At 60.1% G+C, this 26,546-nt stretch carries 25 protein-coding genes and 4 tRNA genes; 9 read left to right on the forward strand and 20 right to left on the reverse strand.

Annotated elements, in window-relative coordinates; translation table 11 throughout:
- Positions 1 to 28 precede the first annotated feature (28 nt).
- Positions 29 to 202, forward strand: coding sequence for a DUF3094 family protein (locus tag GIV26_RS00850; RefSeq protein WP_034126248.1), 174 nt, complete (start codon positions 29 to 31; stop codon positions 200 to 202).
- Positions 203 to 262: 60 nt separating this feature from the next.
- Positions 263 to 1,561: an NAD(P)/FAD-dependent oxidoreductase gene (locus GIV26_RS00855; protein ID WP_032903990.1), complete on the forward strand. Its 1,299-nt coding sequence runs from the start codon at positions 263 to 265 to the stop codon at positions 1,559 to 1,561.
- 128 nt (positions 1,562 to 1,689) lie between these two features.
- Here GIV26_RS00855 and GIV26_RS00860 read toward each other — a convergent pair.
- The 7 genes from GIV26_RS00860 to rluD form a co-directional block, all read right to left on the reverse strand.
- Positions 1,690 to 1,766 (reverse strand) — tRNA-Pro (locus GIV26_RS00860).
- Positions 1,767 to 1,860: 94 nt separating this feature from the next.
- A tRNA-Lys gene (locus GIV26_RS00865) sits at positions 1,861 to 1,936 on the reverse strand.
- 5 nt (positions 1,937 to 1,941) lie between these two features.
- Positions 1,942 to 2,018, reverse strand: a tRNA-Pro gene (locus GIV26_RS00870).
- 9 nt (positions 2,019 to 2,027) lie between these two features.
- Positions 2,028 to 2,103, reverse strand: a tRNA-Asn gene (locus GIV26_RS00875).
- Between the two features lie 295 nt (positions 2,104 to 2,398).
- Complete coding sequence (gene clpB, locus GIV26_RS00880) at positions 2,399 to 4,963, reverse strand: ATP-dependent chaperone ClpB (protein ID WP_003188426.1); 2,565 nt, start codon at positions 4,961 to 4,963, stop codon at positions 2,399 to 2,401.
- 135 nt (positions 4,964 to 5,098) lie between these two features.
- The gene (pgeF, locus tag GIV26_RS00885) at positions 5,099 to 5,824 is read right to left on the reverse strand and encodes a peptidoglycan editing factor PgeF (protein ID WP_236279325.1); all 726 of its coding nucleotides are present in this window, start codon (positions 5,822 to 5,824) and stop codon (positions 5,099 to 5,101) included.
- Positions 5,821 to 6,783, reverse strand: coding sequence for a 23S rRNA pseudouridine(1911/1915/1917) synthase RluD (gene rluD / locus GIV26_RS00890; protein WP_003188422.1), 963 nt, complete (start codon positions 6,781 to 6,783; stop codon positions 5,821 to 5,823). Before rluD ends, pgeF begins: the two co-directional genes overlap by 4 nt.
- A gap of 149 nt (positions 6,784 to 6,932) precedes the next feature.
- On the opposite strand from rluD, the gene GIV26_RS00895 reads away from it, so the two are divergent.
- Together GIV26_RS00895 and GIV26_RS00900 are read left to right on the forward strand one after the other, a co-directional pair.
- The gene (locus tag GIV26_RS00895) at positions 6,933 to 7,958 is read left to right on the forward strand and encodes an outer membrane protein assembly factor BamD (RefSeq protein WP_034128050.1); all 1,026 of its coding nucleotides are present in this window, start codon (positions 6,933 to 6,935) and stop codon (positions 7,956 to 7,958) included.
- Between the two features lie 127 nt (positions 7,959 to 8,085).
- Positions 8,086 to 8,319: a PP0621 family protein gene (locus tag GIV26_RS00900; RefSeq protein ID WP_034128051.1), complete on the forward strand. Its 234-nt coding sequence runs from the start codon at positions 8,086 to 8,088 to the stop codon at positions 8,317 to 8,319.
- Here the strand turns inward: GIV26_RS00900 and thiO are convergent.
- The 5 genes from thiO to pilV are packed head-to-tail and all read right to left on the reverse strand — an operon-like array spanning position 8,306 to position 11,613.
- Positions 8,306 to 9,415, reverse strand: coding sequence for a glycine oxidase ThiO (gene thiO, locus GIV26_RS00905; RefSeq protein WP_198862414.1), 1,110 nt, complete (start codon positions 9,413 to 9,415; stop codon positions 8,306 to 8,308). The two genes, GIV26_RS00900 and thiO, sit on opposite strands and share 14 nt — an antisense overlap.
- A gap of 59 nt (positions 9,416 to 9,474) precedes the next feature.
- Positions 9,475 to 9,879, reverse strand: a complete 405-nt coding sequence (locus tag GIV26_RS00910) for a type IV pilin protein (protein WP_054896885.1) — start codon at positions 9,877 to 9,879, stop codon at positions 9,475 to 9,477.
- 11 nt (positions 9,880 to 9,890) lie between these two features.
- Positions 9,891 to 10,421 carry a pilus assembly PilX family protein gene (locus GIV26_RS00915; protein ID WP_057977372.1) on the reverse strand — a complete coding sequence of 177 codons (531 nt, stop codon included), beginning with the start codon at positions 10,419 to 10,421 and terminating at the stop codon, positions 9,891 to 9,893.
- A gap of 5 nt (positions 10,422 to 10,426) precedes the next feature.
- Positions 10,427 to 11,134, reverse strand: a complete 708-nt coding sequence (locus GIV26_RS00920) for a PilW family protein (RefSeq protein WP_236279326.1) — start codon at positions 11,132 to 11,134, stop codon at positions 10,427 to 10,429.
- Entirely contained in the window at positions 11,131 to 11,613 is a 483-nt protein-coding gene (gene pilV / locus GIV26_RS00925) for a type IV pilus modification protein PilV (protein ID WP_034128056.1), read from the reverse strand. Before pilV ends, GIV26_RS00920 begins: the two co-directional genes overlap by 4 nt.
- A gap of 197 nt (positions 11,614 to 11,810) precedes the next feature.
- On the opposite strand from pilV, the gene GIV26_RS00930 reads away from it, so the two are divergent.
- Positions 11,811 to 12,392: a GspH/FimT family pseudopilin gene (locus tag GIV26_RS00930; protein ID WP_034128057.1), complete on the forward strand. Its 582-nt coding sequence runs from the start codon at positions 11,811 to 11,813 to the stop codon at positions 12,390 to 12,392.
- Here GIV26_RS00930 and ispH read toward each other — a convergent pair.
- The 6 genes from ispH to murJ all read right to left on the reverse strand — a co-directional run bounded on the left by ispH (position 12,346) and on the right by murJ (position 19,867).
- The gene (gene ispH / locus GIV26_RS00935) at positions 12,346 to 13,293 is read right to left on the reverse strand and encodes a 4-hydroxy-3-methylbut-2-enyl diphosphate reductase (RefSeq protein ID WP_032893637.1); all 948 of its coding nucleotides are present in this window, start codon (positions 13,291 to 13,293) and stop codon (positions 12,346 to 12,348) included. The genes GIV26_RS00930 and ispH overlap by 47 nt on opposite strands.
- A 181-nt stretch (positions 13,294 to 13,474) precedes the next feature.
- Positions 13,475 to 13,912, reverse strand: a complete 438-nt coding sequence (locus GIV26_RS00940) for an FKBP-type peptidyl-prolyl cis-trans isomerase (RefSeq protein ID WP_169855857.1) — start codon at positions 13,910 to 13,912, stop codon at positions 13,475 to 13,477.
- 7 nt (positions 13,913 to 13,919) lie between these two features.
- Entirely contained in the window at positions 13,920 to 14,432 is a 513-nt protein-coding gene (gene lspA, locus GIV26_RS00945) for a signal peptidase II (RefSeq protein ID WP_034128058.1), read from the reverse strand.
- Positions 14,425 to 17,256, reverse strand: a complete 2,832-nt coding sequence (ileS, locus tag GIV26_RS00950) for an isoleucine--tRNA ligase (protein ID WP_054896881.1) — start codon at positions 17,254 to 17,256, stop codon at positions 14,425 to 14,427. Before ileS ends, lspA begins: the two co-directional genes overlap by 8 nt.
- 14 nt (positions 17,257 to 17,270) lie before the next feature.
- A complete protein-coding gene (ribF, locus tag GIV26_RS00955) occupies positions 17,271 to 18,209 on the reverse strand; it encodes a bifunctional riboflavin kinase/FAD synthetase (RefSeq protein WP_003188404.1) in 939 nt (312 codons plus the stop codon).
- 119 nt (positions 18,210 to 18,328) lie between these two features.
- The gene (gene murJ, locus GIV26_RS00960; protein WP_054919406.1) at positions 18,329 to 19,867 is read right to left on the reverse strand and encodes a murein biosynthesis integral membrane protein MurJ; all 1,539 of its coding nucleotides are present in this window, start codon (positions 19,865 to 19,867) and stop codon (positions 18,329 to 18,331) included.
- A 253-nt stretch (positions 19,868 to 20,120) separates the two neighbouring features.
- Between murJ and rpsT the strand changes: the two genes are divergently transcribed.
- Positions 20,121 to 20,399 carry a 30S ribosomal protein S20 gene (gene rpsT, locus GIV26_RS00965; RefSeq protein WP_003188401.1) on the forward strand — a complete coding sequence of 93 codons (279 nt, stop codon included), beginning with the start codon at positions 20,121 to 20,123 and terminating at the stop codon, positions 20,397 to 20,399.
- 279 nt (positions 20,400 to 20,678) lie between these two features.
- Here the strand turns inward: rpsT and GIV26_RS00975 are convergent, their stop codons facing one another.
- Positions 20,679 to 21,164 (reverse strand): FKBP-type peptidyl-prolyl cis-trans isomerase, encoded by a 486-nt coding sequence (locus GIV26_RS00975; protein WP_003188398.1) that lies wholly within the window; start codon positions 21,162 to 21,164, stop codon positions 20,679 to 20,681.
- Between GIV26_RS00975 and GIV26_RS00980 the strand changes: the two genes are divergently transcribed.
- The 3 genes from GIV26_RS00980 (at position 21,163) to GIV26_RS00990 (ending at position 24,529) form a co-directional block, all read left to right on the forward strand.
- Positions 21,163 to 21,450 (forward strand): DUF3565 domain-containing protein, encoded by a 288-nt coding sequence (locus tag GIV26_RS00980; RefSeq protein WP_102666761.1) that lies wholly within the window; start codon positions 21,163 to 21,165, stop codon positions 21,448 to 21,450. The two genes, GIV26_RS00975 and GIV26_RS00980, sit on opposite strands and share 2 nt — an antisense overlap.
- Before the next feature lie 79 nt (positions 21,451 to 21,529).
- A complete protein-coding gene (pta, locus tag GIV26_RS00985) occupies positions 21,530 to 23,629 on the forward strand; it encodes a phosphate acetyltransferase (RefSeq protein WP_003188396.1) in 2,100 nt (699 codons plus the stop codon).
- Positions 23,630 to 24,529, forward strand: a complete 900-nt coding sequence (locus tag GIV26_RS00990) for an acyltransferase (protein ID WP_089041398.1) — start codon at positions 23,630 to 23,632, stop codon at positions 24,527 to 24,529.
- A gap of 111 nt (positions 24,530 to 24,640) precedes the next feature.
- Here GIV26_RS00990 and cysN read toward each other — a convergent pair whose 3' ends face one another.
- Positions 24,641 to 26,539 carry a sulfate adenylyltransferase subunit CysN gene (gene cysN / locus GIV26_RS00995; RefSeq protein ID WP_003188392.1) on the reverse strand — a complete coding sequence of 633 codons (1,899 nt, stop codon included), beginning with the start codon at positions 26,537 to 26,539 and terminating at the stop codon, positions 24,641 to 24,643.
- Between the last annotated feature and the right edge of the window lie 7 nt (positions 26,540 to 26,546).

Here is a 26,546-nt window from a genome sequence, read left to right on the forward strand (position 1 = left end):
TTTGCAACGTCTACCTGACGAGGCCTTTATGACCAGCCGCCTGAAACCCGATGACCAAGAGCGTGTCGAAGAGTACCTGCGACTTTCCCAGCACAGAGTCGAGCGCAAGCCTTTCCGGCCGTGGCTGCTCCTCTGCGTGGTGCTGGTCGTGGTAATCGGGCTCGGTGCGCTGAGCCGCCTATTGAGTTACCTGACGCTATGAGCCGCCTGGCGCTCGCGAGGGTAACTGCTCCGATTTCTTTTAGCCTTGCGAGATATCCCCATGACCCATCGTATTATTATCGTCGGCGGCGGTGCCGGCGGCCTGGAGTTGGCTACCCGCCTGGGTAAGACTCTGGGCAAGCGTGGCAAGGCCAGCATCACGCTGGTCGACACCAACCTGACCCACATCTGGAAGCCGTTACTGCACGAAGTCGCGGCCGGCTCACTGAACTCATCTGAAGACGAACTCAACTATGTTGCCCAGGCGAAATGGAACCACTTCGAGTTCCAGCTAGGGCGCATGAGCGGGCTTGACCGTGAGCAGAAGAAAATCCAGCTGGCCGCCACCCTCGACGAAGAAGGCCGCGAACTGGTGCCTGCCCGCGTGCTGGGCTATGACAGCCTGGTGATTGCGGTAGGCAGCACTACCAACGACTTCGGCACTGAGGGCGCAGCGCAACACTGCCTGTTCCTCGATACCCGCAAGCAGGCCGAGCGCTTCCATCAGCAACTGCTCAACCACTACCTGCGCGCCCATGCCGGGCAGACCGACGCCGTTGAACAGATTAGCGTCGCCATCGTGGGTGCCGGTGCCACCGGGGTCGAGCTGGCCGCCGAGCTGCATAACGCCGCCCATGAACTGGCCGCCTATGGCCTGGATCGTATCAAGCCGGAAAACATGCACATCACCCTGATCGAAGCCGGCCCGCGGGTATTGCCTGCACTGCCGGAGCGGATCGGTGGGCCAGTGCACAAGACCCTGGAAAAACTAGGGGTGACGGTACTGACCAACTCGGCGGTCAGTGAAGTAACTGCCGATGCCTTGATCACCAGCAGCGGCCAGGTGATTCCGGCCAGCCTCAAGGTCTGGGCGGCCGGTATCCGCGCACCCGGTTTCCTCAAGGACATCGACGGTCTGGAAACCAACCGCATCAACCAACTGCAAGTCCTGCAAACTCTGCAAACCACCCGCGACGAAAATATCTTCGCCTTTGGTGATTGCGCCGCCTGCCCGCAACCGGGCACCGACCGCAATGTGCCGCCACGGGCCCAAGCGGCTCACCAACAGGCGTCGTTGCTGGCCAAATCGCTCAAGCTGCGGATTGAAGGCAAGGAGCTGCCGACCTACACGTACACCGACTACGGCTCGCTGATCTCGCTGTCGCGCTTTTCCGCGGTGGGTAACCTGATGGGCAATTTGACCGGCAGTGTGATGCTGGAAGGCTGGCTGGCGCGGATGTTCTACGTGTCGCTGTACCGCATGCACCAGATGGCGCTGTATGGGTTCTTCCGCACGGCGATGCTGATGCTGGGCAGCAAGATCGGCCGCGGCACCGAGCCACGCCTTAAATTGCACTAACAACCTGGTCTCGAAGGAGGCCTGGCAAAAGTGGGAGCGGGCTTGCTCCCACATTTGTTTTGCGGAGAATTCAGGATTCGCGCGCACAAAAAAAATCCCCGTATCTTTCGATACGAGGATTTTTAATATGGTCGGGGTAGGGGGATTCGAACTCCCGACATCCTGCTCCCAAAGCAGGCGCGCTACCGGACTGCGCTATACCCCGGTAATAAAAAGGCGACCTTTCAGTCGCCTTCTTCGATCAGCGCTTTTGGCCTCTGATCTTAAGATTCGATTCCAGCGTTAACTGGTCTCAAAAATGGTGGGTCGTGTGGGATTCGAACCTACGACCAATTGGTTAAAAGCCAACTGCTCTACCAACTGAGCTAACGACCCAAATATGGTCGGGGTAGGGGGATTCGAACTCCCGACATCCTGCTCCCAAAGCAGGCGCGCTACCGGACTGCGCTATACCCCGGTTTGAAATTGGCTCCGTGACCAGGACTCGAACCTGGGACCCAATGATTAACAGTCATTTGCTCTACCGACTGAGCTATCACGGAACTACATATTTCAAAGTTACTGCTGTGTTGCTTCCTCTTCGACCCTGTCCGTATCGCTACGTTAGCGTCTCTGAGGCGCGCTATTCTACAATCTTAAAAACCCCTGTCAACCCTTTAAATTGCTTTTAAGACAATGATTTGCGCTTCTTTCTGATTTCTTCTTGGGGAGAAGAAACCCGTGGGCTGACGTTGCTGCGGGGCGCACTTTACAAGCCTTTGCCTTACAGTTCAACGCCCTATCGAAAAAAAAGGCCCCGCAATGCGGGGCCTTCTATGGTTGCGCCAAGCGCAGGGCTTAATGGAAGACGATTTCGTCGTCTTTCACCGTCGCCGTGACGCGGGTGCCAGGCATAAAGCTGCCCGACAGAATCAGCTGCGCCAGTGGGTTCTCGATCCAGCGCTGGATCGCACGTTTGAGTGGCCGTGCGCCATACACCGGGTCGTAACCGACCGCGATCAGCTTGTCCAACGCTTCGCCGCTCAGCTCAAGGTCCAGTTCGCGCTCAGCCAGACGGCTACGCAGGCGGCCCAACTGGATCTCGGTGATGCCCGCGATCTGATCCCGCGCCAGAGGCTCGAAGATCACCACTTCATCGACCCGGTTGATGAATTCCGGACGGAAGTGCGTGGTCAACGCGTCCATCACCGCCGCACGCTGAGCTTCACGATCACCCACCAATTCCTGGATCTGTGCCGAGCCCAGGTTGGAAGTCATCACGATCACCGTATTGCGGAAGTCCACCGTACGCCCGTGGCTGTCCGTCAAGCGACCATCCTCCAGCACCTGCAGCAAGATGTTGAACACATCCGGGTGCGCCTTCTCGACCTCATCCAGCAGGATCACCGAGTAAGGCTTGCGCCGCACGGCTTCGGTCAGATAACCGCCCTCTTCATAGCCTACATAGCCTGGCGGTGCACCGATAAGGCGAGCCACCGAGTGTTTCTCCATGAATTCGGACATATCGATCCGCACCATGGCCTCTTCAGTATCAAAGAGGAACTCGGCCAGGGCCTTGCACAACTCGGTCTTACCCACACCGGTCGGGCCGAGGAACATGAACGAGCCGCTTGGACGGTTCGGGTCGGACAAACCTGCCCGGGAACGCCGTACCGCGTTGGACACCGCCACCACGGCCTCTTCCTGGCCGATGACGCGCTGATGCAACAGGCTTTCCATCTTCAGCAACTTGTCGCGCTCGCCTTCGAGCATCTTAGACACAGGAATACCGGTCCACTTGGAGACTACTTCGGCAATTTCTTCCTCCGTCACCTTGCTGCGCAGCAACTGGTTTTCAGGCTTGCCGTGCTGGTCGACCATCTGCAGGCTGCGTTCCAGGTCCGGGATCACCCCATACTGCAACTCGGCCATGCGGTTCAGGTCGCCTTTGCGGCGCGCCGCTTCAAGTTCCTGACGGGACTGCTCGATCTTTTGCTGGATCTGCGCCGAACCCTGTACTTCGGCTTTTTCCGAGGTCCAGATTTCTTCGAGGTCCGAATACTCACGTTCCAGGCGGACAATTTCTTCCTGGAGTTTTTCCAGGCGCTTCTTGGCCGCTTCGTCTTCTTCTTTCTTCAACGCCTGGGATTCGACTTTCAGCTGAATCAGACGGCGATCCAGGCGATCCAGCACTTCCGGCTTGGAATCGATCTCCATACGGATGCGGCTGGCCGCTTCGTCGATCAGGTCGATAGCCTTGTCCGGCAACTGGCGATCGGTGATATAGCGGTGGCTCAATTTGGCCGCCGCAATGATCGCACCGTCGGTGATCGCCACCTTATGGTGGACCTCATAGCGCTCTTTCAGGCCACGCAGGATCGCGATGGTGTCTTCTTCGCTCGGTTCTTCCACCAGCACTTTCTGGAAGCGACGCTCAAGGGCTGCGTCCTTTTCGATGTACTGACGGTATTCGTTGAGCGTAGTAGCGCCGACGCAGTGCAACTCACCCCGCGCCAAGGCGGGCTTGAGCATGTTGCCGGCGTCCATGGAGCCTTCGCCCTTACCGGCGCCGACCATGGTGTGCAATTCGTCGATAAACAGAATGATCTGCCCTTCCTGCTTCGACAATTCGTTAAGCAAGGATTTGAGGCGCTCTTCGAACTCACCCCGGAACTTGGCACCGGCAATCAGCGAGCCCATATCCAGAGACAGCAGGCGCTTGCCTTTGAGGCCGTCTGGCACTTCACCATTAATGATGCGCTGGGCCAAGCCCTCGGCAATCGCGGTTTTACCCACGCCAGGTTCACCGATCAACACCGGGTTGTTCTTGGTGCGACGTTGCAACACCTGGATGGTGCGACGAATCTCGTCGTCACGGCCGATCACCGGGTCCAGCTTGCCTTCTTCGGCACGCTTGGTCAGGTCTACGGTGTATTTGTCCAAGGCCTGGCGCGACTCCTCATGGTTAGGGTCGTTCACCGCCTCGCCGCCACGCAGGTTGTTGATGGCGTTTTCCAGGGCTTTCTTGCTCACGCCCTGGCCCAGCAACAATTTGCCGAGCTTGCTGTTGTCGTCCATGGCGGCGAGCAGCACCAGTTCGCTGGAGATGAACTGGTCACCTTTCTGCTGGGCCAGGCGGTCGGCCTGGTTGAGCAGGCGCGCCAGATCCTGGGACATATTCACGTCACCGGTGGGATTCTGGATTTTCGGCAGTTGGTCGAGCTCTTTGCTCAACTCCTTGCGCAGGCTGTTAACGTCAAAGCCCACCTGCATCAGCAAGGGTTTGATAGAACCACCTTGCTGTTCCAGGAGTGCCTGCATCAAGTGCGCAGGCTCAATGGCCGGGTGGTCGAGGCCCACCGCCAAGGATTGAGAGTCGGACAAGGCCAACTGTAATTTGCTGGTTAAACGATCAATACGCATTAGTCACCTTCCTTTTGAGCAGGCCGGAGCTATGAACAAACACATCCTGAATGAAGAAACCTGCCAGATACCCTTATAGATGGGGTGGATTCTGGGCGTTTCAAGCGGCGGACGGTTGATACAGATCAGGACAGTCTAGCGTTCAAGCCAGATAAGGGAGGCGAGTCGGCCCGTACGCGGGCTGCGGCGATAAGAAAAGAAACGCGGGTCGGTCACAGTGCACAAACCGCCACCATACACAGCGGAAACACCGCGCACTCCCAGACGCAGACGCGCCAGCTGGTAGATGTCGGCCATGAACTTGCCAGCGTTGTGGCTGGGAACAAAGGCTTCAGCGGTGGCCGGCAGTTGCTGCATGAACACTTCACGCACCTCCGGGCCAACTTCGAAGGCTTGCGGGCCAATGGCAGGGCCGAGCCAGACCAGAACGTCTGCGGGAGCGCTATCCAGGCTTTCGAACGCGGCCTCCAGCACCCCAGCGGCCAAGCCACGCCAACCGGCATGGGCTGCAGCAACGCGGGTGCCCGCTCGATTACAGAACAGCGCAGGCAGGCAATCGGCGGTCATGGATGTGCAGGCGATGCCAGCGGTGCTGGTCCAACTGCCGTCTGCCTCGACAGTACGGCCCGGATCGGCCTCAACCACCTGAGTGCCATGGACTTGACGCAACCAGGCAGGCTGGATATCGAAGGCGTCACTCAGGCGACGACGATTTTCAAGGACCGCCTCAAGGCTGTCCTCGACATGATCGCCCAGGTTGAGGCTATCGAACGGCGCCAGGCTGACGCCGCCCGCACGGGTGGTGACGCAGGCTTTTACCCGAGCCGGCGCGGGCCAGTCAGGTATCAGCCAGTCATTCATCCGACAAACGCCTCGCGATCCTGCTTGAGCAGCGAAAGCAGCCAGACCAGATCGTCTGGCAGTGGCGATTCCCAGCTCATGCGCTTACCGCTCGTCGGATGATCCAGTTCCAGGAAGCGTGCATGCAGTGCCTGGCGCGGGAACGTCTTGAGCGACTCAACCATGGTCTGGCTGGCCGCCGGCGGAATACGGAAGCGGCCACCGTAGGCTGGGTCGCCGACCAACGGAAAGTTGATGTGCGCCATGTGCACGCGAATCTGGTGGGTACGCCCGGTTTCCAGCTTGACCCGCACATGGGTGTGGGAGCGGAAACGCTCCAGCACACGGTAGTGGCTGACGGCCTGCTTGCCGCCCTCCATCACCGCCATACGCTGGCGCTGCTGGCCGTGACGACCAATGGGCGCGTTGATTTTGCCACCGGCCACAACGACGCCGATCACAATGCACTCATAGATGCGGCTGACGCTACGGCTCTGCAATTGCGTAACCAGTTGCGTCTGTGCCTGAATGGTCTTGGCTACCACCATAAGGCCGGTGGTGTCCTTGTCCAGACGGTGCACGATGCCGCAGCGCGGCACATTGATGATGTCCGGCACGTGGTGCAACAGGGCATTGAGCAAGGTGCCATCAGCGTGCCCGGCGGCCGGGTGAACCACCAGGCCCGCGGGTTTGTTGATGACCAGGATGTCGTCGTCTTCATAGACGATATCCAGCTCGATGTCCTGGGCAACCCATTCTCCCTGGGCTTCCTGCTCGGCAGTCAGCTCAAGAATCGCACCGCCATGGACTATGTCTCGCGGGCGGATAACCGCTCCATCCACAGTCAGGCGGCCGTCTTTGATCCAGGCGGAAAGGCGCGAGCGCGAGTGCTCAGCGAATAATTGTGCGGCGACTTGATCGAGGCGTTGGCCGCCCAATTCGGACGGCACCTCTGCGCGAAGTTCAATTTTATCGGACATGCTCAGACTAGGCGTGGCGTAGCCTTTGGTTTCGGCTGCGCGCTTGTGGTTAAATACGGCGTCTTTTGCCCCGAGGCTTTCAACGGGGCGCTCATCATAACAGGACGGCCCCGCCCAAGACAGCGGCCGTCATAGGGACGCAAGCCGCCATGCAAGTGAAACACCTGCTGCTGATCGCCATCCTCGCCATGACTGCTGCTTGCTCGTCAACAAAGGACGTCGTCGACGAAAACCTGAGCGAAGTCGAGCTGTACCAGCAAGCTCAGACAGACTTGGACAATAATAGCTTCACCAGCGCCACAGCGAAGCTGAAGGCATTGGAGTCGCGTTACCCGTTCGGCCGCTATGCCGACCAGGCCCAGCTTGAGCTGATCTACGCCAACTACAAGAACGCCGAGCCGGAAGCTGCCAAGTCCGCTGCCGAGCGTTTCATCCGCCTGCACCCGCAGCACCCGAACGTGGACTACGCCTACTACATGAAGGGCCTGACCTCGTTCGACCAGGATGTTGGCCTGCTGGCGCGCTTCCTGCCGCTGGACATGACCAAGCGCGACCCGGGTGCTGCCCGCGACTCCTATAACGAGTTCGCCCAGCTGACCAGCCGCTACCCCAACAGCCGCTATGCGCCGGACGCCAAGCAGCGCATGATCTACCTGCGCAACCTGCTGGCTTCGTACGAGATCCACGTGGCCCACTACTACCTGACCCGTCAGGCTTATGTGGCCGCAGCCAACCGTGGCCGCTACGTGGTGGAAAACTTCCAGGAAACCCCGTCCGTGGGTGACGGCCTGGCCGTGATGACCGAGGCTTACCAGCGTCTGCACCTGGACACCCTCGCGACTACCAGCCTGGAAACCCTGAAGCTCAACTACCCTGACCACCCTAGCCTGAAAGACGGCCAGTTCGTGCCTCAGGTTGACGAAGCGGACAACCGTTCGTGGCTGAGCAAGTACACCCTGGGCCTGATCGAGTCCCGTCCACCGCTGCCGCCGGGTGAAACCCGCGCCAACCAGGACGTGATCAAGCAGTACCAGGACGCCAAGGACGCCATTCCTTCGGAGCTCAAGCCGCACGACGAGAACGGCGATGTGATCGAAGAAGAAGAGCCGCAAGCCCTGGGCGACAACCAGGACCGTTCGTGGTTCAGCTACATGACCTTCGGTGTGTTCGACTGATTGTTCGACGCAACGCAAAAGGGAGCTCTGAAGGAGCTCCCTTTTTTATGAGCGAGTATTTATTGCCCTGTGCGCCCGTGACCACCTTGGCTAAACTGGCGCATTCCTTGTCGAGAAACTGCCCATCATGCTTCGTCTACTGTTCTGGATTGCCGTCATTGCTGCCGCGGTATGGTTCTGGCGCAAATTCAAAAACCCTGCCTCCCGTCAGCAACGGCCTGCCGAGCCGGATGCAGCCCTGATGGTGCGTTGCGCTCACTGTGGCGTGCACCTGCCGCAGGACCGCGCACTGAGCTCACGTCAGGAATGGTATTGCACCCAGGCGCACCTGGAACAAGGGCCAAAGTCTATCCAGCGTTGAGGCGACCTGCGGGGGCGTAAGGCGCTGGATCGATGATCGGAGCCCGCGCCAGCAGCAAATCGGTGAACAACTGGCAAGATGCCGGTGCGAGTACCAGACCATTGCGGTAATGCCCACAATTGAGCCACAGCCCCCTGAAGCCAGGGACCTCACCGATAAACGGTATACCTTCGGGTGAGCCAGGCCGCAAACCGGCCCAATGCCCGACCACTTCGGCGTCCGTCAAGGCGGGAATCAGTTCCTGCGCAGATGCCTTGAGGCTTTCAAGCGCGGTGTCGGTCGGCGTCTTGTCGAATCCCTCATGCTCCAACGTGCTGCCGATCAGGATGTGCCCATCCCGCCGCGGGATCGCATAACGCCCCTTGGCCAGGACCATGCTGGATAAAAAATCGGACGCGCATTTGTACAGGATCATCTGGCCTTTAACCGGCTCCACGGGTAGCCCCAAGCCCAGCGTATCCAGCAGTTGCCCGCTCCACGCGCCGGCCGCGAGCACCACGTGATCCCCCAAAACGTGGCCCGTAGCGGTATTCACACCCACCACCCTGCCGCCGCCGAGTACAAAGCCTGACACATCGCATTGCTCGCGAATCATCACGTTCGGCAACGCCAGCAGCGCCGCCTTCAATGATTTGACCAGGCGCGGGTTGCGAATATTGGCCACGTTGGCCATGTAGATCGCCTGGGAGTAGCCACCCCCCAGCACCGGCACCGCGTCATGGGCCGCCGATACATCCACCTTGCTCAACGGTCGCCCTTCACGGGCAGCCCAGGCCAGTGCTTGCGCTTCGTCATCCAGGTCGAGCCAATACAAACCCGTGGTATGTACCTCCGGGTCGACGCCGGTAGCAGCAAATAGCCGTTGCGCCAGTTGAGGGTAAAAATCCTGGGACCAATGGGCCAAGGCAGTGACCGCCTGGCTATAGCGCCACGGGTACAACGGCGAGACAATCCCACCGCCCGCCCAGGAAGCCTCTTGCCCAAGCCCACCGCGCTCCAGCAGCGTGACCGCCTGGCCCTCACTGGCGAGGTTGTACGCCGTCAACAGCCCGATTACTCCGCCGCCGACAATCACCACTTGCTGTTGCTTAGCCATCATTTGATCCAGCCGATAAACAGGGAAAGGCGCGCCCGGCGCCCACGCTTCAAGTACGCTCATCCTTGCCCCCAGCAGACCTTGGGCGACATTTCAGGCCCTGCTCCCGGGTTGCCGCGCATACCGGTGCTGGTCAAGCTGAATGCTGCGCACGCGTCGTTCGCCATGACCGAGTCCGCAGCGGGTGTGGCGAGCAGGTCAAAATCCTGAGGGTTGAGGACGGCACTGATTCTATAATGATCATTGCCCGCGCTGACGTCGCCTGCATCAATAAAAGTGCCATTCCTCGTATAAGAACGCTCCAGTTGCTGGGCCTGTTCGCTCAACAACGCGACGATCTGCGCCCGATACGCCTTCTTCACCTGGCTGAGGTACCCGGGATACGCAATCCCGGCCAGCAACGCGATGATCGCCACGACGATCAGTAACTCAATCAGGGTAAAACCCTGGCTCTCCTTGCCCATCCGATTGCTCCTTATTGAAGTTGCCGCCATAAGACCCGTCGAAACCTGACGCGGCCGCCCTCCTCTACACGGGCATAGACCGTCTCCAGCACCGTGCGCGATTGCCCCGCGAGACCGACCGAAGTGACTCGAAAAAGCGTGGCCAGGGAATGGGACGGCAAATGAGCCAGCCCTTTACCCTCGCCGAGGGATTGAATGCCATAAAACCCATTCTTCAAGGCAAGCCAGGTGATCGCCGAGACAGGGTTCGTCCCGGCCGCCGTCAAGGAAAACGCTTCAGCAGGCGGCGCACAACGGGTGATCGAGTGGCAGACAGGCATCGCCTGGCCAACCTTTTGCACGGCCGATTCCCCCAACCTCAGGCCGCTTTCGGCAGATTGAAACGATTGATTGCGATGCCAGAGGCTGCTCGCGACTTTTTGCTGGGAGACCGCAGCCTGTATCGAGGACAGCCCCACCTGCGACAGCACCAACAGGAACACCAGACTGATCAGCAGCACCGTCCCGGCCTGCCGCATTTGGATACCGCCCTGCATGGTCATTGCCCCTACCCCAGCCGATTTCGCAGTGCCGCCACGACACTGTAGGTCTGGTCCTTCACCCGCCCAGAGGGATCTTGAAGGGTCATGAGAATGCGCACGCTGCGTATCAGCGACTCATCGGCCGGATGGCTGTCATAGCGCACCACAACTGTCGATACCGAGGTGGCCGCCATGCCGAAGCTGACGTCGAATGCCCGCACGTTATCCATCAATACTGCCTTGGCCGGTGCTGCCGGGGTACTGATCTTCAACTGACCCGATTCGTAGGTGTAGGTAAGTTGGCGTATGCCAAAGCGAAGTTGGCCGGGTTCGGCTCCGGGTGGTGTGCCTGCATAAGCCCTGGCCGCCTCCTTGCAGTCGGACAACACTGTCCAGTCAGTCTTGCCGACGCCATCGCCGACATTCGCGGTCACCAGCGTCAGTGACTTCGCACTCCCCGCCGCTTCCCAGCTTATCGGCCGATCAAAGGCAGCCGGAGCATTGTCGATAGCGGCCACGGCCAAACACCCCAGCATGCCTGCCTGGCGAATATCCTGGGTGATCTTGCTCAGCACAAACCGCGCATCATCCTGCAGCAGCATGGCGGCCTGCTGGCTGGCATGGGTCAACCGCGAACTGATCAGTATCTGGCTCGCCCCCAGTATCAAGACCAACCCGATGGCAAGCGCCAGCAACACTTCCACCAGACTGAAACCTCGCCCAAGACGCTTCATTGCGACACTCCCTGTTCATTACTGATGCGACTGGTCAGGGTGAAGGTTTCCCGCGCCCCTGGGCGGTTTGCTGCTCGGGCATCCGCCCAACTGATGCTGATGGTGACCTCTTGCCCGTTCACCACCACTGAACCTTTGGCATCCTCGCCGGCAAAACCCGTGATATTGGCCTCGAAATCGTGCAGGTCGAGGTCACGCACGCTGGCGGTGGCAGTGTTGGGCGGCGCCAGCTCCGCCCTGCCCCATGTGTAATCGGCGCCAGCATTGGTGCGAATGCGGTCGAGCATGTCATAGGCAATAAAACTGGCTTGGCTGGTCATCCTGGCGCTGTTGGTGTACTTGAGCGCGTTGAGTTGCAGCACCGCAGCGCCCATCAGGCCGATCGCCAAAATCAACAGCGCTACCAGCACCTCGACCAGCGTCATGCCGGATTGGCGCGAGTGCGCAACGCGCAGGAATCGGTTCTGGCAGGCTGGCATTTCCGTCGTCATCCATGTCGAAGGCCGGTGAAAAAAAGCAGGCAAGACCTGCTGTGCGACCCAAGACTAGCGTCGGTTTTCGAGCGGCGCTGCTCCCGGAACAAAGGGAAATACTTTGGACATAAAGGCCATCATCCAGCGCCAACGACCAAGCGCTATACCTAAAAAACCTACTCGTGCCCAAGGAGGGAACGCACATGAAACAAGAAGGTTTCACCCTGATTGAGATGTTGCTGGGGCTGATCGTCACCAGTTTCCTCGCGCAACTGGCCGTACCCGGTTTCAAGGGTTTACATGAATCGCAGCAACGACAAAACGTGGCCCAAGCACTTGCCTCCGGGCTGCGCTACGCACGCACCGAGGCCATCGCGCGTAACCGGGCGGTGGTCATTCATGCAAAGGACGAGGACTGGAGCCTGGGATGGCGCGTGATACTGGATGTGAGTGGGCGCGGCCACCTGGATGACGACAATCCGGTATTGCTGGAGCGCGAGAGCAATGGGCGCGTGCCGGTCGCCGGTAATGGCCCGGTTACGAGCCAGGTGCGCTTCAGCGGCCTGGGGGAGCCAGTGTTCGCCGGCGGGGGATTTCGTGCCGGCACCGTGCATGTGTGTGGCAAGGACCAGGCACAGAGCCTGTATCAGATCGTGCTGGCCCCCAGCGGGCGCGTCAGCCTGCGCAGTGACAAGACCGAACAGGCCTTATGCCGAGGCTATTCCAGCACCCTGGCCGTCAGAGCAGCGAGCGGACCCGCAGTTCCTTGGGCATCGAGAACGTGATGTTTTCTTCACGACCCGCCAGCTCATCGGCGCCGGTAGCACCCCAGGCTTGCAACTGTTGGATCACACCGCGCACCAGCACTTCCGGAGCGGAGGCACCCGCCGTGATGCCGATACGCTCAACGCCATCGAACCAGCTGCGCTGCATGTCTTCGGCACCGTCGATCAAGTACGCCGGCGTGGCCATGCGTTCGGCCAGCTCACGCAAGCGGTTGGAGTTGGAACTGTTAGGGCTGCCGACCACCAGCACAACATCACACTCATTCGCCAGTTGCTTGACCGCATCCTGGCGGTTTTGCGTGGCGTAGCAGATGTCATCCTTGCGTGGGCCGCCAATGGCCGGGAAACGCGTGCGCAGGGCATCGATGACGCGGCTGGTATCGTCCATGGACAAGGTGGTCTGGGTAACGAAAGCCAGGCGGTCGGGATTGTGCACCTGCAAGTTGGCGACGTCTTTTTCGTCTTCAACCAGGTAGATGGCGCCGCCGTTGCTGGCGTCGTACTGGCCCATGGTGCCTTCGACTTCCGGGTGACCGGCATGGCCGATCAGGATGCATTCGCGACCGTCGCGGCTATAACGCGCCACTTCGATGTGCACCTTGGTTACCAGCGGGCAGGTGGCATCGAACACTTTTAGGCCACGGCCGGCCGCTTCGGTACGTACGGCCTGGGACACGCCATGGGCACTGAAGATGACGATAACGTCGTCGGGTACCTGGTCGAGTTCTTCGACAAAGATCGCACCGCGTGCGCGCAGGTCTTCGACCACGAACTTGTTATGCACGACTTCGTGGCGCACATAAATCGGCGGCCCGAAGACTTCCAAGGCGCGGTTGACGATTTCGATCGCCCGGTCCACGCCAGCGCAGAAGCCACGGGGGTTGGCGAGTTTGATTTGCATGCTGTGCCTCGTGCCTTGCAGGCCAAGAAATTGGATCAACTCAGCTCTATAGAATAAGCGTCTGTGTGAGCGGGCTTGCCCGCGATGCAAACGTCTCGATGTATCAGGTACACCGAGGTGATGCTATCGCAGGCAAGCCAGCTCCCACACAAGCCAGCCCCACAGGAACCGGTTTCGTCAGTTAGAGCGCTTTAACGTCGATGATTTCAACATCAAACGTCAAGGTTTTACCGGCCAACGGATGGTTGAAGTCGATGGTCACTTGCGCATCATCGAAGGCTTTAACCACACCGGGCAATTCGGTGTTTGCCGCATCATTGAAGATCACCAGCAAACCTTCCGACAGATCCATACCTTCGAACTGCGAACGCGGGATGATCTGCACGTTTTGCGGGTTGGGTTGGCCGAAGGCGTTTTCCGGCAGGATCTGCAGGTTGCGCTTGTCGCCCGCCTTGAACCCGAACAATGCCGCTTCAAAACCAGGCAGCAGGTTACCGTCACCAACCTTGAAGGTCGCCGGGGCTTTGTCGAAGGTGCTGTCTACCGTGTCGCCATTCTCCAGGCGCAATGCGAAATGCAAAGTGACTTCCGTGTTCTGGCCGATGCGTTGCTCAGCCAATACCTGATCAGTCATTGACGGTTTCTCCGGTTTTCTTGCTCTTGAACATATCCAGCGCCAGCATGATTGCACCAACGGTGATGGCGCTGTCGGCAAAGTTGAACGCCGGGAAGTAGTGGCGGTTCTGCCAGTGCACCAGGATGAAGTCGATCACATGGCCCAGGGCGATGCGGTCATACAGGTTACCCAGCGCGCCGCCCAACACCAGGGCCAGCGCGATAGCCAGCCAGGTGTCGTCGCGACCCAGGCGCTTTAGCCACACCACGAGCACGGCACTGACCACAAGGGCGATCACCGCGAACAGCCAGCGCTGCCAGCCGCCGCCGTCAGCGAGGAAGCTGAAGGCGGCGCCAGTGTTGTAGGCCAGGGTCCAGCTGAAGTAATCCGGGATCACCACGATTTGCTGGAACATTTCCAGGGAGCCCTCGAAGTGAGCCTTGCTGACCTGGTCAATAACCAGCACCAGCAGGCTCAGTACGAGCCAGCCCAGACGTCCGAAACGACTGGCTGCATTAGGCATAGTGGCGAACCTCGCCTTCACCGCTGATGTTGTCGACACAACGACCGCAGATTTCCGGGTGCTCAGGATTCACACCGACATCTTCACGGCAGTGCCAGCAACGGGCGCATTTAGGGAAGGCCGATTTCACCACCTTGAGCTTCAGGCCCGGCACCTCGGTGACCACGGCATCTGCCGGGGCCTGGGCGAAAGGTGCCAGGCTCGCGGTGGAGGTGATCAGTACGAAGCGCAGTTCGTTGCTCAGCTTGGCCAGGTCGGCAGTCAGGCCATCCTCGGCAAACAGGGTGACTTCGGCTTGCAGGTTGCCACCCACGGCCTTGGCCGCACGCTGGACTTCCAGTTCCTTGTTCACCGCAACCTTGACGGCCATGACGCCCGCCCAGTACTCGCGGCCCAGTTCGAAGTCGGCCGGCAGTTCGGTCAAGCCTTCGTACCAGGTGTTGAGCATGACGGACTCGTTACGCTCGCCCGGCAGGTATTCCCACAGCTCGTCGGCGGTGAACGCCAGGATCGGTGCGATCCAGCGCACCAGCGCTTCGCTGATGTGGTACAGCGCGGTCTGCGCCGAACGGCGAGCTTTGCTGTTGGCGCCGGTGGTGTACTGGCGGTCCTTGATGATGTCGAGGTAGAAACCGCCCAGCTCCTGCACGCAGAAGTTGTGGATCTTGGAGTAGACATTCCAGAAGCGATATTCGCCGTAGTGCTCTTGCAACTCACGCTGCAGCAACAGGGTACGGTCCACGGCCCAACGGTCCAGCGCGAGCATGTCTTCGGCCGGCAGCAGGTCGGTGGCCGGGTTGAAACCGGTCAGGTTCGACAGCATGAAGCGCGCGGTATTGCGGATACGACGATAGGCGTCGGCGCTGCGTTGCAGGATCTGCTCCGAAACAGCCATCTCACCCGAATAGTCAGTCGAGGCCACCCACAGACGCATGATGTCGGCGCCCAGGGTGTCATTGACCTTTTGCGGCGCAATCACGTTGCCCAGGGATTTGGACATCTTGCGGCCGTTCTCGTCGACGGTGAAACCGTGGGTCAGCAGTTCGCGGTACGGTGCGTGGTCGTCGATGGCGCAACCGGTCAGCAGCGACGAGTGGAACCAGCCACGGTGTTGGTCCGAACCTTCCAGGTACAGGTCGGCGCGCGGGCCGGTCTCGTGACCCATCGGATGCGAGCCACGCAGCACGTGCCAGTGAGTGGTGCCCGAATCGAACCACACGTCGAGGGTGTCGCTGATCTTGTCGTACAGCGGCGCTTCATCGCCCAACAGCTCGGCGGCGTCCAGCTTGAACCAGGCTTCGATACCTTCCTGCTCAACGCGCTGGGCCACAAGCTCCATCAGTTCGACGGTGCGAGGATGCAGCTCGCCGCTTTCCTTGTTCAGGAAGAACGGAATCGGCACGCCCCAGTTACGTTGGCGGGAGATGCACCAGTCCGGACGATTGGCGATCATCGAATGCAGGCGCGCCTGGCCCCAGGCCGGAACGAACGTGGTGTCTTCGATGGCCTTGATCGCGCGGTTACGCAGGGTATCGCCGCTGGTCGGCTCTTTGTCCATACCGATAAACCACTGCGCAGTGGCGCGGTAGATCAGCGGGGTCTTGTGGCGCCAGCAGTGCATGTAGCTGTGCTTGATGGTTTCGGTGTGCAACAGCGCGCCGACTTCCGAGAGCTTGTCGATGATCGGCTGGTTGGCCTTGAAGATGAACTGGCCGCCGAAGAACTCCAGGGACGGCGCGTACACGCCATTGCTTTGCACTGGATTCAGAATGTCGTCGTTGACCATGCCATAGGCTTTGCAGGTCACGAAGTCGTCTACGCCATAGGCGGGCGCAGAGTGAACAATGCCAGTGCCGGCGCCCAGCTCCACGTAGTCCGCCAGGTACACCGGCGACAGACGGTCATAGAACGGGTGACGGAAGTTGATCAGTTCCAGCGCAGACCCTGTGGTGGTGGCGATCACAGAACCTTGCAGCTCGTAACGCGCCAGGCACGACTCGACCATTTCTTCGGCCAGCACCAACAGGCGATCACCAACGTCCACCAGGGCGTAGGTGAATTCCGGGTGCACGTTCAGCGCCTGGTTGGCCGGGATGGTCCACGGGGTGGTGGTCCAGATCACGATGGCCGCTGGCTTGCTCAGACTTGCCAGGCCGAAAGCCTCGGCCAGCTTGGCGTCGTCGGCGATCGGGAAGGCTACGTCGATGGTCGAGGACTTCTTGTCTTCGTACTCCACTTCCGCTTCGGCCAGGGCCGAACCGCAGTCGAAGCACCAGTTCACGGGCTTGAGGCCCTTGAACACGAAACCGCCTTTGACGATTTCGGCCAAGGCGCGGATTTCACCGGCCTCGTTCTTGAAGTTCATGGTCTTGTAGGGATTGTCCCACTCGCCCAGTACACCCAGGCGGATGAATTCGGATTTCTGCCCTTCGATCTGCTCGGCGGCGTAGGCACGGCACAGTTCGCGGGTCTTGTCCGCGCCCAGGTTCTTGCCGTAGGTCACTTCAACTTTATGCTCGATCGGCAGGCCATGGCAGTCCCAGCCCGGAACGTACGGTGCGTCAAAGCCCGACAGGGTCTTGGAGCGCAGGATCATGTCCTTGAGAATCTTGTTCAGCGCGTGACCGATGTGAATCGTGCCGTTGGCATAAGGAGGGCCGTCGTGCAGGACGAATTTCGGACGATCCTTGCCAATTTCGCGCAACTTTCCGTACAGGCCAATACTGTCCCAGCGCTGCAGGATCTGCGGTTCGCGCTGTGGCAGGCCGGCCTTCATTGGGAAGGCGGTGTCCGGAAGGTTTAGCGTGGCTTTATAGTCGGTCATTTAAGGCTCTTCGGTTAGCGATGGGCGCTAGGTGCGGCTAGTGCACGGGCGGCGGCGACATCCGCATTGATCGCCGTTTTCAACGCCTCCAGGGAGGCGAAACGCTGCTCTTCACGCAGCTTCTGGTGGAAAACCACCGTCAAACGCCGGTCGTATAAATCACCGGCAAAATCCAAAAGGTGAACTTCCAGGTGGGCCTTGCCATCACCTGCAACCGTGGGTCTGACGCCTATATTGGCGACTCCCGGCCACGATTGGCCATCGATGTCGACACTTACCAGGTAAACCCCGGTCAGCGGCACACGACGGCGCTTGAGTTGCACGTTTGCGGTTGGCGTGCCCAATTGGCGCGCCAGCTTCTGGCCGTGCAATACCCGTCCGGCAATGCGGAACGGGCGGCCGAGCAAACGCTCGGCCAGGTCGAAGTCGGCGGCGGCCAGGGCGTTACGCACCTGGGTGCTGCTCACGCGCAGGCCGTCCAGTTCGACGGTTTGCGCGGCTTCGACAGTGAAACCCTGATTCACACCGGCATGTTGCAGGAAATCGAAATCCCCGACCCGGTCACAACCGAAATGGAAGTCGTCGCCGACCTCCAGGTGCTGCACACCCAAGCCGTCCACCAGGATGCGGTCGACGAACTCGGCGGCGCTGAGGCTGCGCAAACGCTGGTTGAATGCCAGGCAGAGGACACGGTCCACGCCCTCCTCCGCCAACAGCTGCAACTTGTCCCGCAAGCGCGCCAAGCGTGCCGGCGCCGTTTCCGGGGTAAAGAACTCCCGCGGTTGTGGCTCAAAAATCACCACGCAGCTGGGCACGCCCAACTCGACCGCACGCTCGCGCAGCCGAGCCAGGATAGCCTGGTGGCCACGGTGAACACCGTCAAAGTTGCCAATAGTGGCGACGCAGCCCCGATGCTCGGGGCGCAGGTTGTGGAGACCTCGAACCAGCTGCATAACGCGCTTCTTGCTCATAAAGTGGTCGATTATAACCACACCCAGCCCCGGACGACAGGCAACAGCGCAGGCCAAATGGGTCGAATCGATAAAACAACCGTTTTATCGCGGCAAACTCTCTATCCCAACGACTTGCGATTGAAATCACGCAGGCGGAAACCCTGCAACAGCAACATCCCGAAGTACACCACCACGCCCGCCACTACCAATGCGCCCAGGCGCATGAAGCGCTCCAGCATATTGCCTTGGCCCCAGGCCGGCATGATGTGCATCAGGCCAAACAGCACAACCGACATCGCTGCTACCGCCACCAGCAACTTGAGCGCAAACACCCCCCAGCCTGGCTGCGGCTGGTACATCTGTTTTTTGCGCAATTGGTAAAACAGCAGACCTGCGTTTATGCATGCCCCCGCGCTGATCGCCAAGGCCAGGCCGGCGTGGGCCAACGGGCCGATAAACACCAGGTTGAGCAGTTGCGTGACAACCAGGGTAAAAATCGCGATTTTCACCGGCGTGCGGATGTTTTGCTGGGCATAGAAGCCGGGCGCCAGCACCTTGATCACGATAATGCCGAGCAGGCCGACAGAGTAGGCGACCAACGCATGCTGGGTCATCAAGGCGTCATGGGCGTCGAACTGCCCGTATTGAAACAGCGAGACCGTCAGCGGCTCGGCGAGGATGCCCAGGGCCAGGGCGCACGGCAACACCAGCAGAAAGCACAGGCGCAGGCCCCAATCGAGTATGCGTGAGTATTCCTGGCGATCCTTGCTGGCGTATGTACGCGCCAGGGTCGGCAGCAGGATCGTGCCCAATGCCACACCCAGCACACCGGATGGCAATTCCATCAGGCGGTCAGCGTAGTACATCCACGACACCGAGCCGGACACCAGCAACGAGGCGAACGCGGTGTTGATGATCAGGGAAATCTGACTGACTGACACCCCGAGGATCGCCGGCAGCATGTTGCGCATCACGCGCCAGACGCCGGAATCCTTGAGGTTCAAGCGCGGCAGTACAAGCATGCCGATTTTCTTCAGGTGTGGCAGTTGGTACAGCAACTGTGCCAGCCCGCCGGCCAGGACCGCCCAGCCCAGGGCCATGACGGGTGGATCGAAATACGGGGTAAGGAACAGCGCAAAAATAATCATGCTGACGTTCAGCAAGGTCGGCACAAAGGCCGGTACCGAGAAACGATTCCAGGTATTGAGGATCGCCCCGGCGAGCGAAGACAGGGAAATCAGCAATATATAAGGAAAGGTCACCCGCAGCAGATCAGTGGTCAGCGCGAACTTTTCCGGCGTATTGGCAAAACCGGGCGCCGTGGCCCAGATCACCCAGGGCGCGGCGAGCATCCCGACGATGGTTACCAGCATCAGCACCAGCGTCAGCAAACCCGAGACGTAGGCGATGAACGTACGAGTCGCCTCCTCGCCATGCTGGGTCTTGTATTCGGCCAGAATCGGCACGAACGCCTGGGAAAACGCGCCTTCGGCAAAGATCCGCCGCAACAGGTTGGGCAGTTTAAAGGCAATAAAGAACGCATCCGTGGCCATGCTGGCGCCAAAGATGCGGGCCAGCAGGGTGTCGCGCACGAACCCCAATACCCGGGAAATCATCGTGATAGAGCTGACGGCAGCCAACGATTTGAGCAGATTCATTGAAAGAGTTTGCGCCTATAGATAAAGAGCAGGCGAACTACGCGCCCACTTATGCGATACTGCGCGCCTGCAACAGCACAGAGCCAAAGCTCGCGAGTTTACAGGTCAAGCGCCGGAAATAAATCACCCGCCTCTTCAGATCGACCACTCAGCAGTTCGCATCAGCCGCCCTTGACAACCCGTCAAGTCATCGGCATGATTCGCGGCCTATTTTGTTTGCTATTTCCTAAAAAGTCTTTCGAGGAGCTCGACGGTGGCCAACACACCTTCCGCCAAAAAACGTGCAAAACAGGCTGAGAAGCGTCGCAGCCACAACGCCAGCCTGCGTTCCATGGTTCGCACCTACATCAAGAATGTAGTCAAAGCCATCGACACCAAAGACGCTGAAAAAGCTCAAGCAGCTTACGTTCTGGCTGTGCCTGTTATCGACCGTATGGCCGATAAAGGCATCATCCACAAGAACAAGGCCGCTCGCCATAAGAGCCGCCTGAATGGCCACATCAAGGCTCTGAGCGTTCCTGCTGCAGCCTAAGTGGTAACAACTGCAACGCAGCCCAGGCTGTGTAACAGTTAAGAAATGCCCCGTACCGAAAGGTCCGGGGCATTTTTGTTTGCCCCTGAAAACTGTAGGAGCGAGCTTGCTCGCGAAGATCGTTAACGATTACGCGGGAAGCCTGGCGCCCGGCGGGGCTCTCAGGTTTTTCGCGAGCAAGCTCGCTCCTACAGAAAGTTGACCGGGAATATTCTCAAGGCAAAAAAAACGCCCCGAACCAGTCGGGGCGTTTTTGCTACCACCTGATCAAAACATCAATCAATGGTGATGACCGCCTTCACCGTGGACGTGGCCGTGAGCCACTTCTTCCTGGGAAGCGTCGCGGATGGCCACGATCTTCACTTGGAAGTTCAGGCGCTGGCCAGCCAGAGGGTGGTTGCCGTCAACGGTAACGTCGTCGCCGTCCAGGTCGCGGATGGTGACGATCTGCATTTGGCCGTCCGGCGCGGAAGCGTGGAACTGCATGCCCACTTCCAGCTCATCGACACCTTCGAACATGCTGCGGCTCAAGGTGCTGACCAGTTCGGCGGAGTATTCGCCGTAGGCATCTTCAGGTTCTACGGCGACAGTCAGTTCGTCACCGACGTTCTTGCCTTCCAGAGCCTTTTCCAGGCCCGGGATGATGTTACCTGCGCCTTGCAGGTAAACCAGCGGCGCGCCGCCGGCGGAGCTGTCGATGACCTCACCAGCGTCGTTGGTCAGGGTATAGTCGATGGAGACAGCCTTGTTAGCGGCGATCGTCATGGGGCGAGACCTTTTGCATAAGAATGAAGAACGGACAAGTCTAAACAAGGATTTGCCCGAAAGCGAACGGAACCCGGACGGACGGGGCCGATCAACGGTCACGATCACAGGTTTTCATCAGGACGACGATGGGCACTGGGTGGCCGAGCTGTCTTGCGGCCACACCCAGCACCTGCGCCACCAGCCGCCCTGGCAGTCACGCGCCTGGGTGCTCGACCCCGCGCAACGCCTTGAAAAAATAGGCCAGGCCTTTGCGTGCGGCTGGTGTGCGCAAGGGCACGAATAACGATAACCTTGGCGCCTGATTCGCGGTAGGCACTCACCCATAGAGCGCCACCCAAGCCATGCACCTCCAGAGAATTCGCATGCAGACTTTTTTTATCGCGCCCACCGATTTTGGTGTGGGTCTGACCTCCATCAGCCTTGGGCTGGTGCGCACACTGGAACGGGCCGGCCTGAAAGTCGGCTTTTTCAAACCCATTGCCCAGCCACACCCTGGCGATACCGGGCCGGAACGCTCTACCGAGCTGGTGGCGCGCACCCACGGCCTGAAACCGCCGCAGCCCCTGGGCCTGGCTCACGTAGAGCGCATGCTCGGCGACGGCCAGCTCGATGAGTTGCTCGAAGAGATCATCACCCTTTACCAACAGGCAGCCGTAGGCAAAGACGTGCTGATCGTCGAAGGGATGGTGCCGACCCGCAGCGCCAGCTACGCGGCACGGGTCAACCTGCACCTGGCCAAGAGCCTGGACGCGGAAGTGATCCTGGTCTCGGCGCCGGAAAATGAAGTGCTCACCGAGCTTTCCGGCCGTGTGGAATTGCAGGCCCAACTGTTTGGCGGCCCCAAAGACCCGAAAGTGCTGGGCGTAATTCTCAACAAGGTACGCACCGACGAAAGCATGGAAGCCTTCTCGGCGCGCCTCAAAGAGCATTCGCCGCTGTTGCGCAGCGGTGATTTCCGGCTGCTCGGCTGCATCCCCTACCAACCCGAGCTGAATGCCCCGCGCACCCGCGACGTGGCCGACCTGATGGGCGCGCAGATCCTCAACGCCGGCGACTACGAAAGCCGGCGCATGACCAAGATCATCATTTGCGCGCGCACCATGCGTAACACTGTCGAGCTGCTCAAACCCGGTGTGTTGGTGGTAACCCCGGGAGATCGCGATGACATCATCCTCGCCGTCAGCCTGGCCGCCATCAATGGCGTGCCGCTGGCCGGGCTGCTGCTGACCAGCGACACCCTGCCCGACCCACGCATCATGGATCTGTGCCGAGGCGCCTTCCAGGCCGGGTTGCCGGTGTTGTCGGTGAGCACCGGCTCCTATGACACCGCCAACCAGCTCAATAGCCTCAACAAGGAAATCCCTATCGATGACCGCGAGCGTGCGGAAATCATCACCGACTTCGTCGCCAGCCACCTCGATGCGCGCTGGCTGCACCAGCGCTGCGGCACGCCAAGGGAGATGCGCCTGTCGCCGGCAGTGTTCCGTTACCAGTTGATCCAACGCGCCCAGGCCGCCAACAAACGCATCGTGTTGCCCGAAGGTAGCGAGCCGCTGACCGTACAGGCCGCCGCGATCTGCCAGGCCCGCGGCATTGCCCGTTGCGTGCTGTTGGCCAAGCCTGCGGATGTGGAGGCAGTCGCCCGCGCCCAAGGTATCGACCTGCCCGAAGGCCTGGAGATTCTCGACCCCGACCTGATTCGCCAACGCTACGTGGAGCCAATGGTCGCCTTGCGCAAGAGCAAAAGCCTCAACGCGCCCATGGCCGAGCAGCAACTGGAAGACACCGTGGTGATCGCCACCATGATGCTCGCCCTCGACGAAGTGGATGGCCTGGTCTCCGGCGTGATTCACTCCACCGCCAACACCATTCGCCCGGCGCTGCAGCTGATCAAGACCGCGCCGGGCTGCACCCTGGTGTCGTCGGTGTTCTTCATGCTGTTCCCCGAGCAGGTGCTGGTGTACGGCGACTGCGTGATGAACCCGCACCCAAGCGCTGCGGAACTGGCGGAAATCGCCCTGCAAAGCGCCGACTCGGCGGCGGCGTTCGGCATCACGCCACGGGTGGCGATGATCAGCTACTCCAGCGGTGACTCGGCCAGCGGCGAGGAGGTGGAAAAAGTCCGCGAAGCCACCCTGCTCGCCCACGAACAACAAAGTTCGTTGCTGATCGACGGCCCGTTGCAATACGACGCCGCCGCCAACGAAAACGTCGCCCGACAACTGGCGCCCAACAGCCAGGTGGCGGGCAAGGCCACCGTCTTTGTATTCCCGGACCTGAACACCGGCAACACCACCCACAAAGCCGTACAACGCAGCGCCGATTGCGTGAGCCTGGGGCCGATGCTTCAGGGCCTGCGCAAACCGGTCAATGACCTGCCACGTGGCGCCCAGGTGGACGACATCGTGTACACCATCGCCCTGACGGCGATCCAAGCCGCCAACCGACCCATGGATATCTAAATGCTGGATTTTCTACCTGCCGCCGTCCGCGGGGTGATCGCTTCGCTGTTGCTGGCGCTGAACACGATCCTGCTGTGTTCGTTCCTGTTTATCGTGGCGCTGTTCAAGGCGCTGCCGTTCGCCAAGCGCCTGAGCGAATGGCTGATGAACCACACCCACGAAGCCTGGGTTACCAACAACAAGGGCTGGATGAACCTGGTGCGCCGTACGCGCTGGAACCTGACTGGCCTTGAGGGCCTGGACTACCAGCACTCGTACCTGGTGACCAGCAACCATCAGAGCTGGGTCGACATCATGGTGTTGCAGTACGTGCTCAATCGGCGCATTCGCCCCCTGAAGTTCTTCCTCAAGCAAGAGCTGATCTGGGTCCCGGTGATTGGCCTGGCGTGGTGGGCACTGGGCTTTCCCTTCATGAAGCGCTACAGCAAGGCATATTTGGAGAAGCACCCGGAGAAGAAAGGCAAAGACCTGGAAACCACGCGCAAGACCTGTGCGAAGTTTCGCGACAACCCCGTGGGGATTTTCAACTTTGCTGAAGGCACACGCTTTACGCCGAGCAAGCATGCGCAGCAGCAGTCACCGTTTCGCTACCTGCTTAAACCCAAGGCGGGCGGCATTGCGTTTGTGCTGGATGCCATGGGCGAGCAGCTCAAATCACTGGTCAATGTGACCATCCACTACCCCGGCGGGCGCCCAGGTTATTGGGACTTGCTGTGCGGCAACGTGAAGGACGTGGTGGTGCACTTTGAAGAGGTGCAGATCCCGGCCGAGTTCATCGGCAAGAATTATGAGCAGGATGGGGAATATCGGTTAGCGTTCCAGGGCTGGATCAACCAGTTGTGGCAAGACAAGGATGCATTGCTGGAGCAGCTTCACAAAGACTTTCCGGCCAGCCGCTGATCACATGTGGAAGCAAGCCAGCTCCCACATTGACCGAGTCCACATTTGAGAATATGTAAAAAGCCCGCCACCGATCACTCGGTGGCGGGCTTTTTTGTGCGGCTATAAAGCTTAGATCGCGCCGCGCTGACGCAACAGTTCCAGCACTTGCTTGACGCTGTCTTCCAGCGACAACGCCTGGGTGTCGATCACAAGGTCGGCATTCAGCGGCACGTCATACGGGAAGGATTCGCCAGGGATGTTATCCCCACCGGCCGCGTACAAACCTTGCGGGTCACGCTCGGCGCACACCAACGGCGATGCCTGCACGTAGACGGTAAGCAGTCGGTCCGCACCAATCAGCGCCTTGGCCTGTTCACGGCCTTCGGCATCCGGCGCAACGAAGGCTGCCAGGGTCAACAGGCCGGCTTCATTGAACTGACGCGCCACATGAGCCGCACGACGCCAGTTCTCGGTACGCCCGGCACGGTCCTGGGGCAAGCCCTTGTTCAGGTCGTGACGCAGGTTCTGGCCGTCCAGTACGAACACCGCCCGGCCCATGTCGAACAGCTTGCGCTCGACCGCATAGGCCAGAGTGCTCTTGCCAGCGCCCGACAAGCCGCTGAACAACACCGTGGCCGGCTGCTGGCCGAAACGCAGAGCGCGCTCTTCGGTGGCGACATGCGCCAGGCTGCCGTGCTGCGCAGCGCCGCCATGACCCACCGGTGGCGCAATGATCATGCCCGCGGCCACCGTGCCGTTGGTCAAGCGGTCGATCACGATGAACGCGCCAGTGGTGCGGTTGCTGTCGTAACCGTCCAGGGCGATGGCGGCGTCCAGGCTGACCTTGACCCGGCCAATCTCGTTGAGCTGCAGCGAACTCGCCGGGCCTTCGGCCAGGGTGTTTACGTCCACGCGGTGCACGATGCTGGTGATGGAACCCGGCACGTAGCTGGTGGCGCGCTTGATGTCGTATTTTTTGCCCGGCAGCATCGGTTCTTCGGCCATCCACACCAGCATGGCGTCGAAGGCGTCGGTCACTTGCGGCACGTTGTCGGCATGCACCAACAGGTCGCCACGGGAGATGTCGATCTCGTCTTCCATGGTCAAGGTCACGGCCTGGCCTGGGCCTGCGTGTTCCAGCTCACCTTCAAAGGTGACGATGGATTTGACGCGGCTGCTCTTGCCCGACGGCAATACCACCACTTCGTCGCCCTTGTGCACGATGCCACTCGCCAGGGTGCCGGCAAACCCACGGAAGTTCAGGTTCGGGCGGTTGACGTACTGCACCGGGAAACGCAGGTCGGTGTAGTTCCGATCATTGGCGATCTCGACAGTCTCCAAGATCTCCATCAGCGACTGCCCGGTGTACCAGGGCGAACGCTCGCTCTTGTTCACCACGTTGTCGCCCTTGAGCGCCGACATCGGCACGAAGGCCAGGGTGCTTGGCTTGAATGCGATACCTTCGGCGAACTTCAGGTAATCGGCCTTGATCGACTCGAATACGCTTTGGTCAAAGCCGTTGATGTCCATCTTGTTGATGGCCACCACGATGTGTTTGATACCCAGCAACGAGGCGATATAGCTGTGGCGACGGGTCTGGGTCTGCACGCCGTAGCGAGCGTCGATCAGGATGATCGCCAGGTCACAGGTGGACGCACCAGTGGCCATGTTGCGGGTGTACTGCTCATGGCCGGGGGTGTCGGCGATGATGAATTTGCGCTTGGCGGTGGAGAAATAGCGGTAGGCAACATCAATAGTGATGCCCTGCTCACGCTCGGCCTGCAAGCCATCGACCAGCAACGCCAGGTCGATATCGTCACCGGTGGTGCCGGACTTTTTCGAGTCGCGGGTAATGGCTTCCAGGTGATCCTCGTAGATCATCTTGGAGTCGTGCAGCAGGCGCCCGATCAGGGTGCTCTTGCCGTCGTCGACGTTGCCGCAGGTCAGGAAGCGCAACATTTCTTTGCGCTCGTGCTGGCCCAGGTAGGCGAGGATGTCCTCGCTGATCAAATCAGATTGATGCGACATGACAGCC

The organism is Pseudomonas sp. PA-1-3F (genome assembly GCF_021609665.1).
Lineage (GTDB): Bacteria > Pseudomonadota > Gammaproteobacteria > Pseudomonadales > Pseudomonadaceae > Aquipseudomonas > Aquipseudomonas paracarnis.

Bases quoted from the DNA above. Each gene is read 5' to 3' on its own strand.
- GIV26_RS00975 (WP_003188398.1), bottom strand. From the start codon at position 21,164: ATGACGATCGCCGCTAACAAGGCTGTCTCCATCGACTATACCCTGACC.
- lspA (WP_034128058.1), bottom strand. From the start codon at position 14,432: ATGCCTAATGCAGCCAGTCGTTTCGGACGTCTGGGCTGGCTCGTACTG.
- GIV26_RS00910 (WP_054896885.1), bottom strand. From the start codon at position 9,879: ATGGGCAAGGAGAGCCAGGGTTTTACCCTGATTGAGTTACTGATCGTC.
- pgeF (WP_236279325.1), bottom strand. From the start codon at position 5,824: ATGAATGACTGGCTGATACCTGACTGGCCCGCGCCGGCTCGGGTAAAA.
- clpB (WP_003188426.1), bottom strand. From the start codon at position 4,963: ATGCGTATTGATCGTTTAACCAGCAAATTACAGTTGGCCTTGTCCGAC.
- GIV26_RS00895 (WP_034128050.1), top strand. From the start codon at position 6,933: ATGCAAGTGAAACACCTGCTGCTGATCGCCATCCTCGCCATGACTGCT.
- GIV26_RS00980 (WP_102666761.1), top strand. From the start codon at position 21,163: ATGGGGCGAGACCTTTTGCATAAGAATGAAGAACGGACAAGTCTAAAC.
- ribF (WP_003188404.1), bottom strand. From the start codon at position 18,209: ATGCAGCTGGTTCGAGGTCTCCACAACCTGCGCCCCGAGCATCGGGGC.
- pta (WP_003188396.1), top strand. From the start codon at position 21,530: ATGCAGACTTTTTTTATCGCGCCCACCGATTTTGGTGTGGGTCTGACC.
- ileS (WP_054896881.1), bottom strand. From the start codon at position 17,256: ATGACCGACTATAAAGCCACGCTAAACCTTCCGGACACCGCCTTCCCA.
- thiO (WP_198862414.1), bottom strand. From the start codon at position 9,415: ATGGCTAAGCAACAGCAAGTGGTGATTGTCGGCGGCGGAGTAATCGGG.
- GIV26_RS00915 (WP_057977372.1), bottom strand. From the start codon at position 10,421: ATGACCATGCAGGGCGGTATCCAAATGCGGCAGGCCGGGACGGTGCTG.
- pilV (WP_034128056.1), bottom strand. From the start codon at position 11,613: ATGCCAGCCTGCCAGAACCGATTCCTGCGCGTTGCGCACTCGCGCCAA.
- GIV26_RS00930 (WP_034128057.1), top strand. From the start codon at position 11,811: ATGAAACAAGAAGGTTTCACCCTGATTGAGATGTTGCTGGGGCTGATC.
- GIV26_RS00855 (WP_032903990.1), top strand. From the start codon at position 263: ATGACCCATCGTATTATTATCGTCGGCGGCGGTGCCGGCGGCCTGGAG.
- GIV26_RS00900 (WP_034128051.1), top strand. From the start codon at position 8,086: ATGCTTCGTCTACTGTTCTGGATTGCCGTCATTGCTGCCGCGGTATGG.
- GIV26_RS00990 (WP_089041398.1), top strand. From the start codon at position 23,630: ATGCTGGATTTTCTACCTGCCGCCGTCCGCGGGGTGATCGCTTCGCTG.
- ispH (WP_032893637.1), bottom strand. From the start codon at position 13,293: ATGCAAATCAAACTCGCCAACCCCCGTGGCTTCTGCGCTGGCGTGGAC.
- murJ (WP_054919406.1), bottom strand. From the start codon at position 19,867: ATGAATCTGCTCAAATCGTTGGCTGCCGTCAGCTCTATCACGATGATT.
- GIV26_RS00850 (WP_034126248.1), top strand. From the start codon at position 29: ATGACCAGCCGCCTGAAACCCGATGACCAAGAGCGTGTCGAAGAGTAC.
- rluD (WP_003188422.1), bottom strand. From the start codon at position 6,783: ATGTCCGATAAAATTGAACTTCGCGCAGAGGTGCCGTCCGAATTGGGC.
- GIV26_RS00920 (WP_236279326.1), bottom strand. From the start codon at position 11,134: ATGAAGCGTCTTGGGCGAGGTTTCAGTCTGGTGGAAGTGTTGCTGGCG.
- cysN (WP_003188392.1), bottom strand. From the start codon at position 26,539: ATGTCGCATCAATCTGATTTGATCAGCGAGGACATCCTCGCCTACCTG.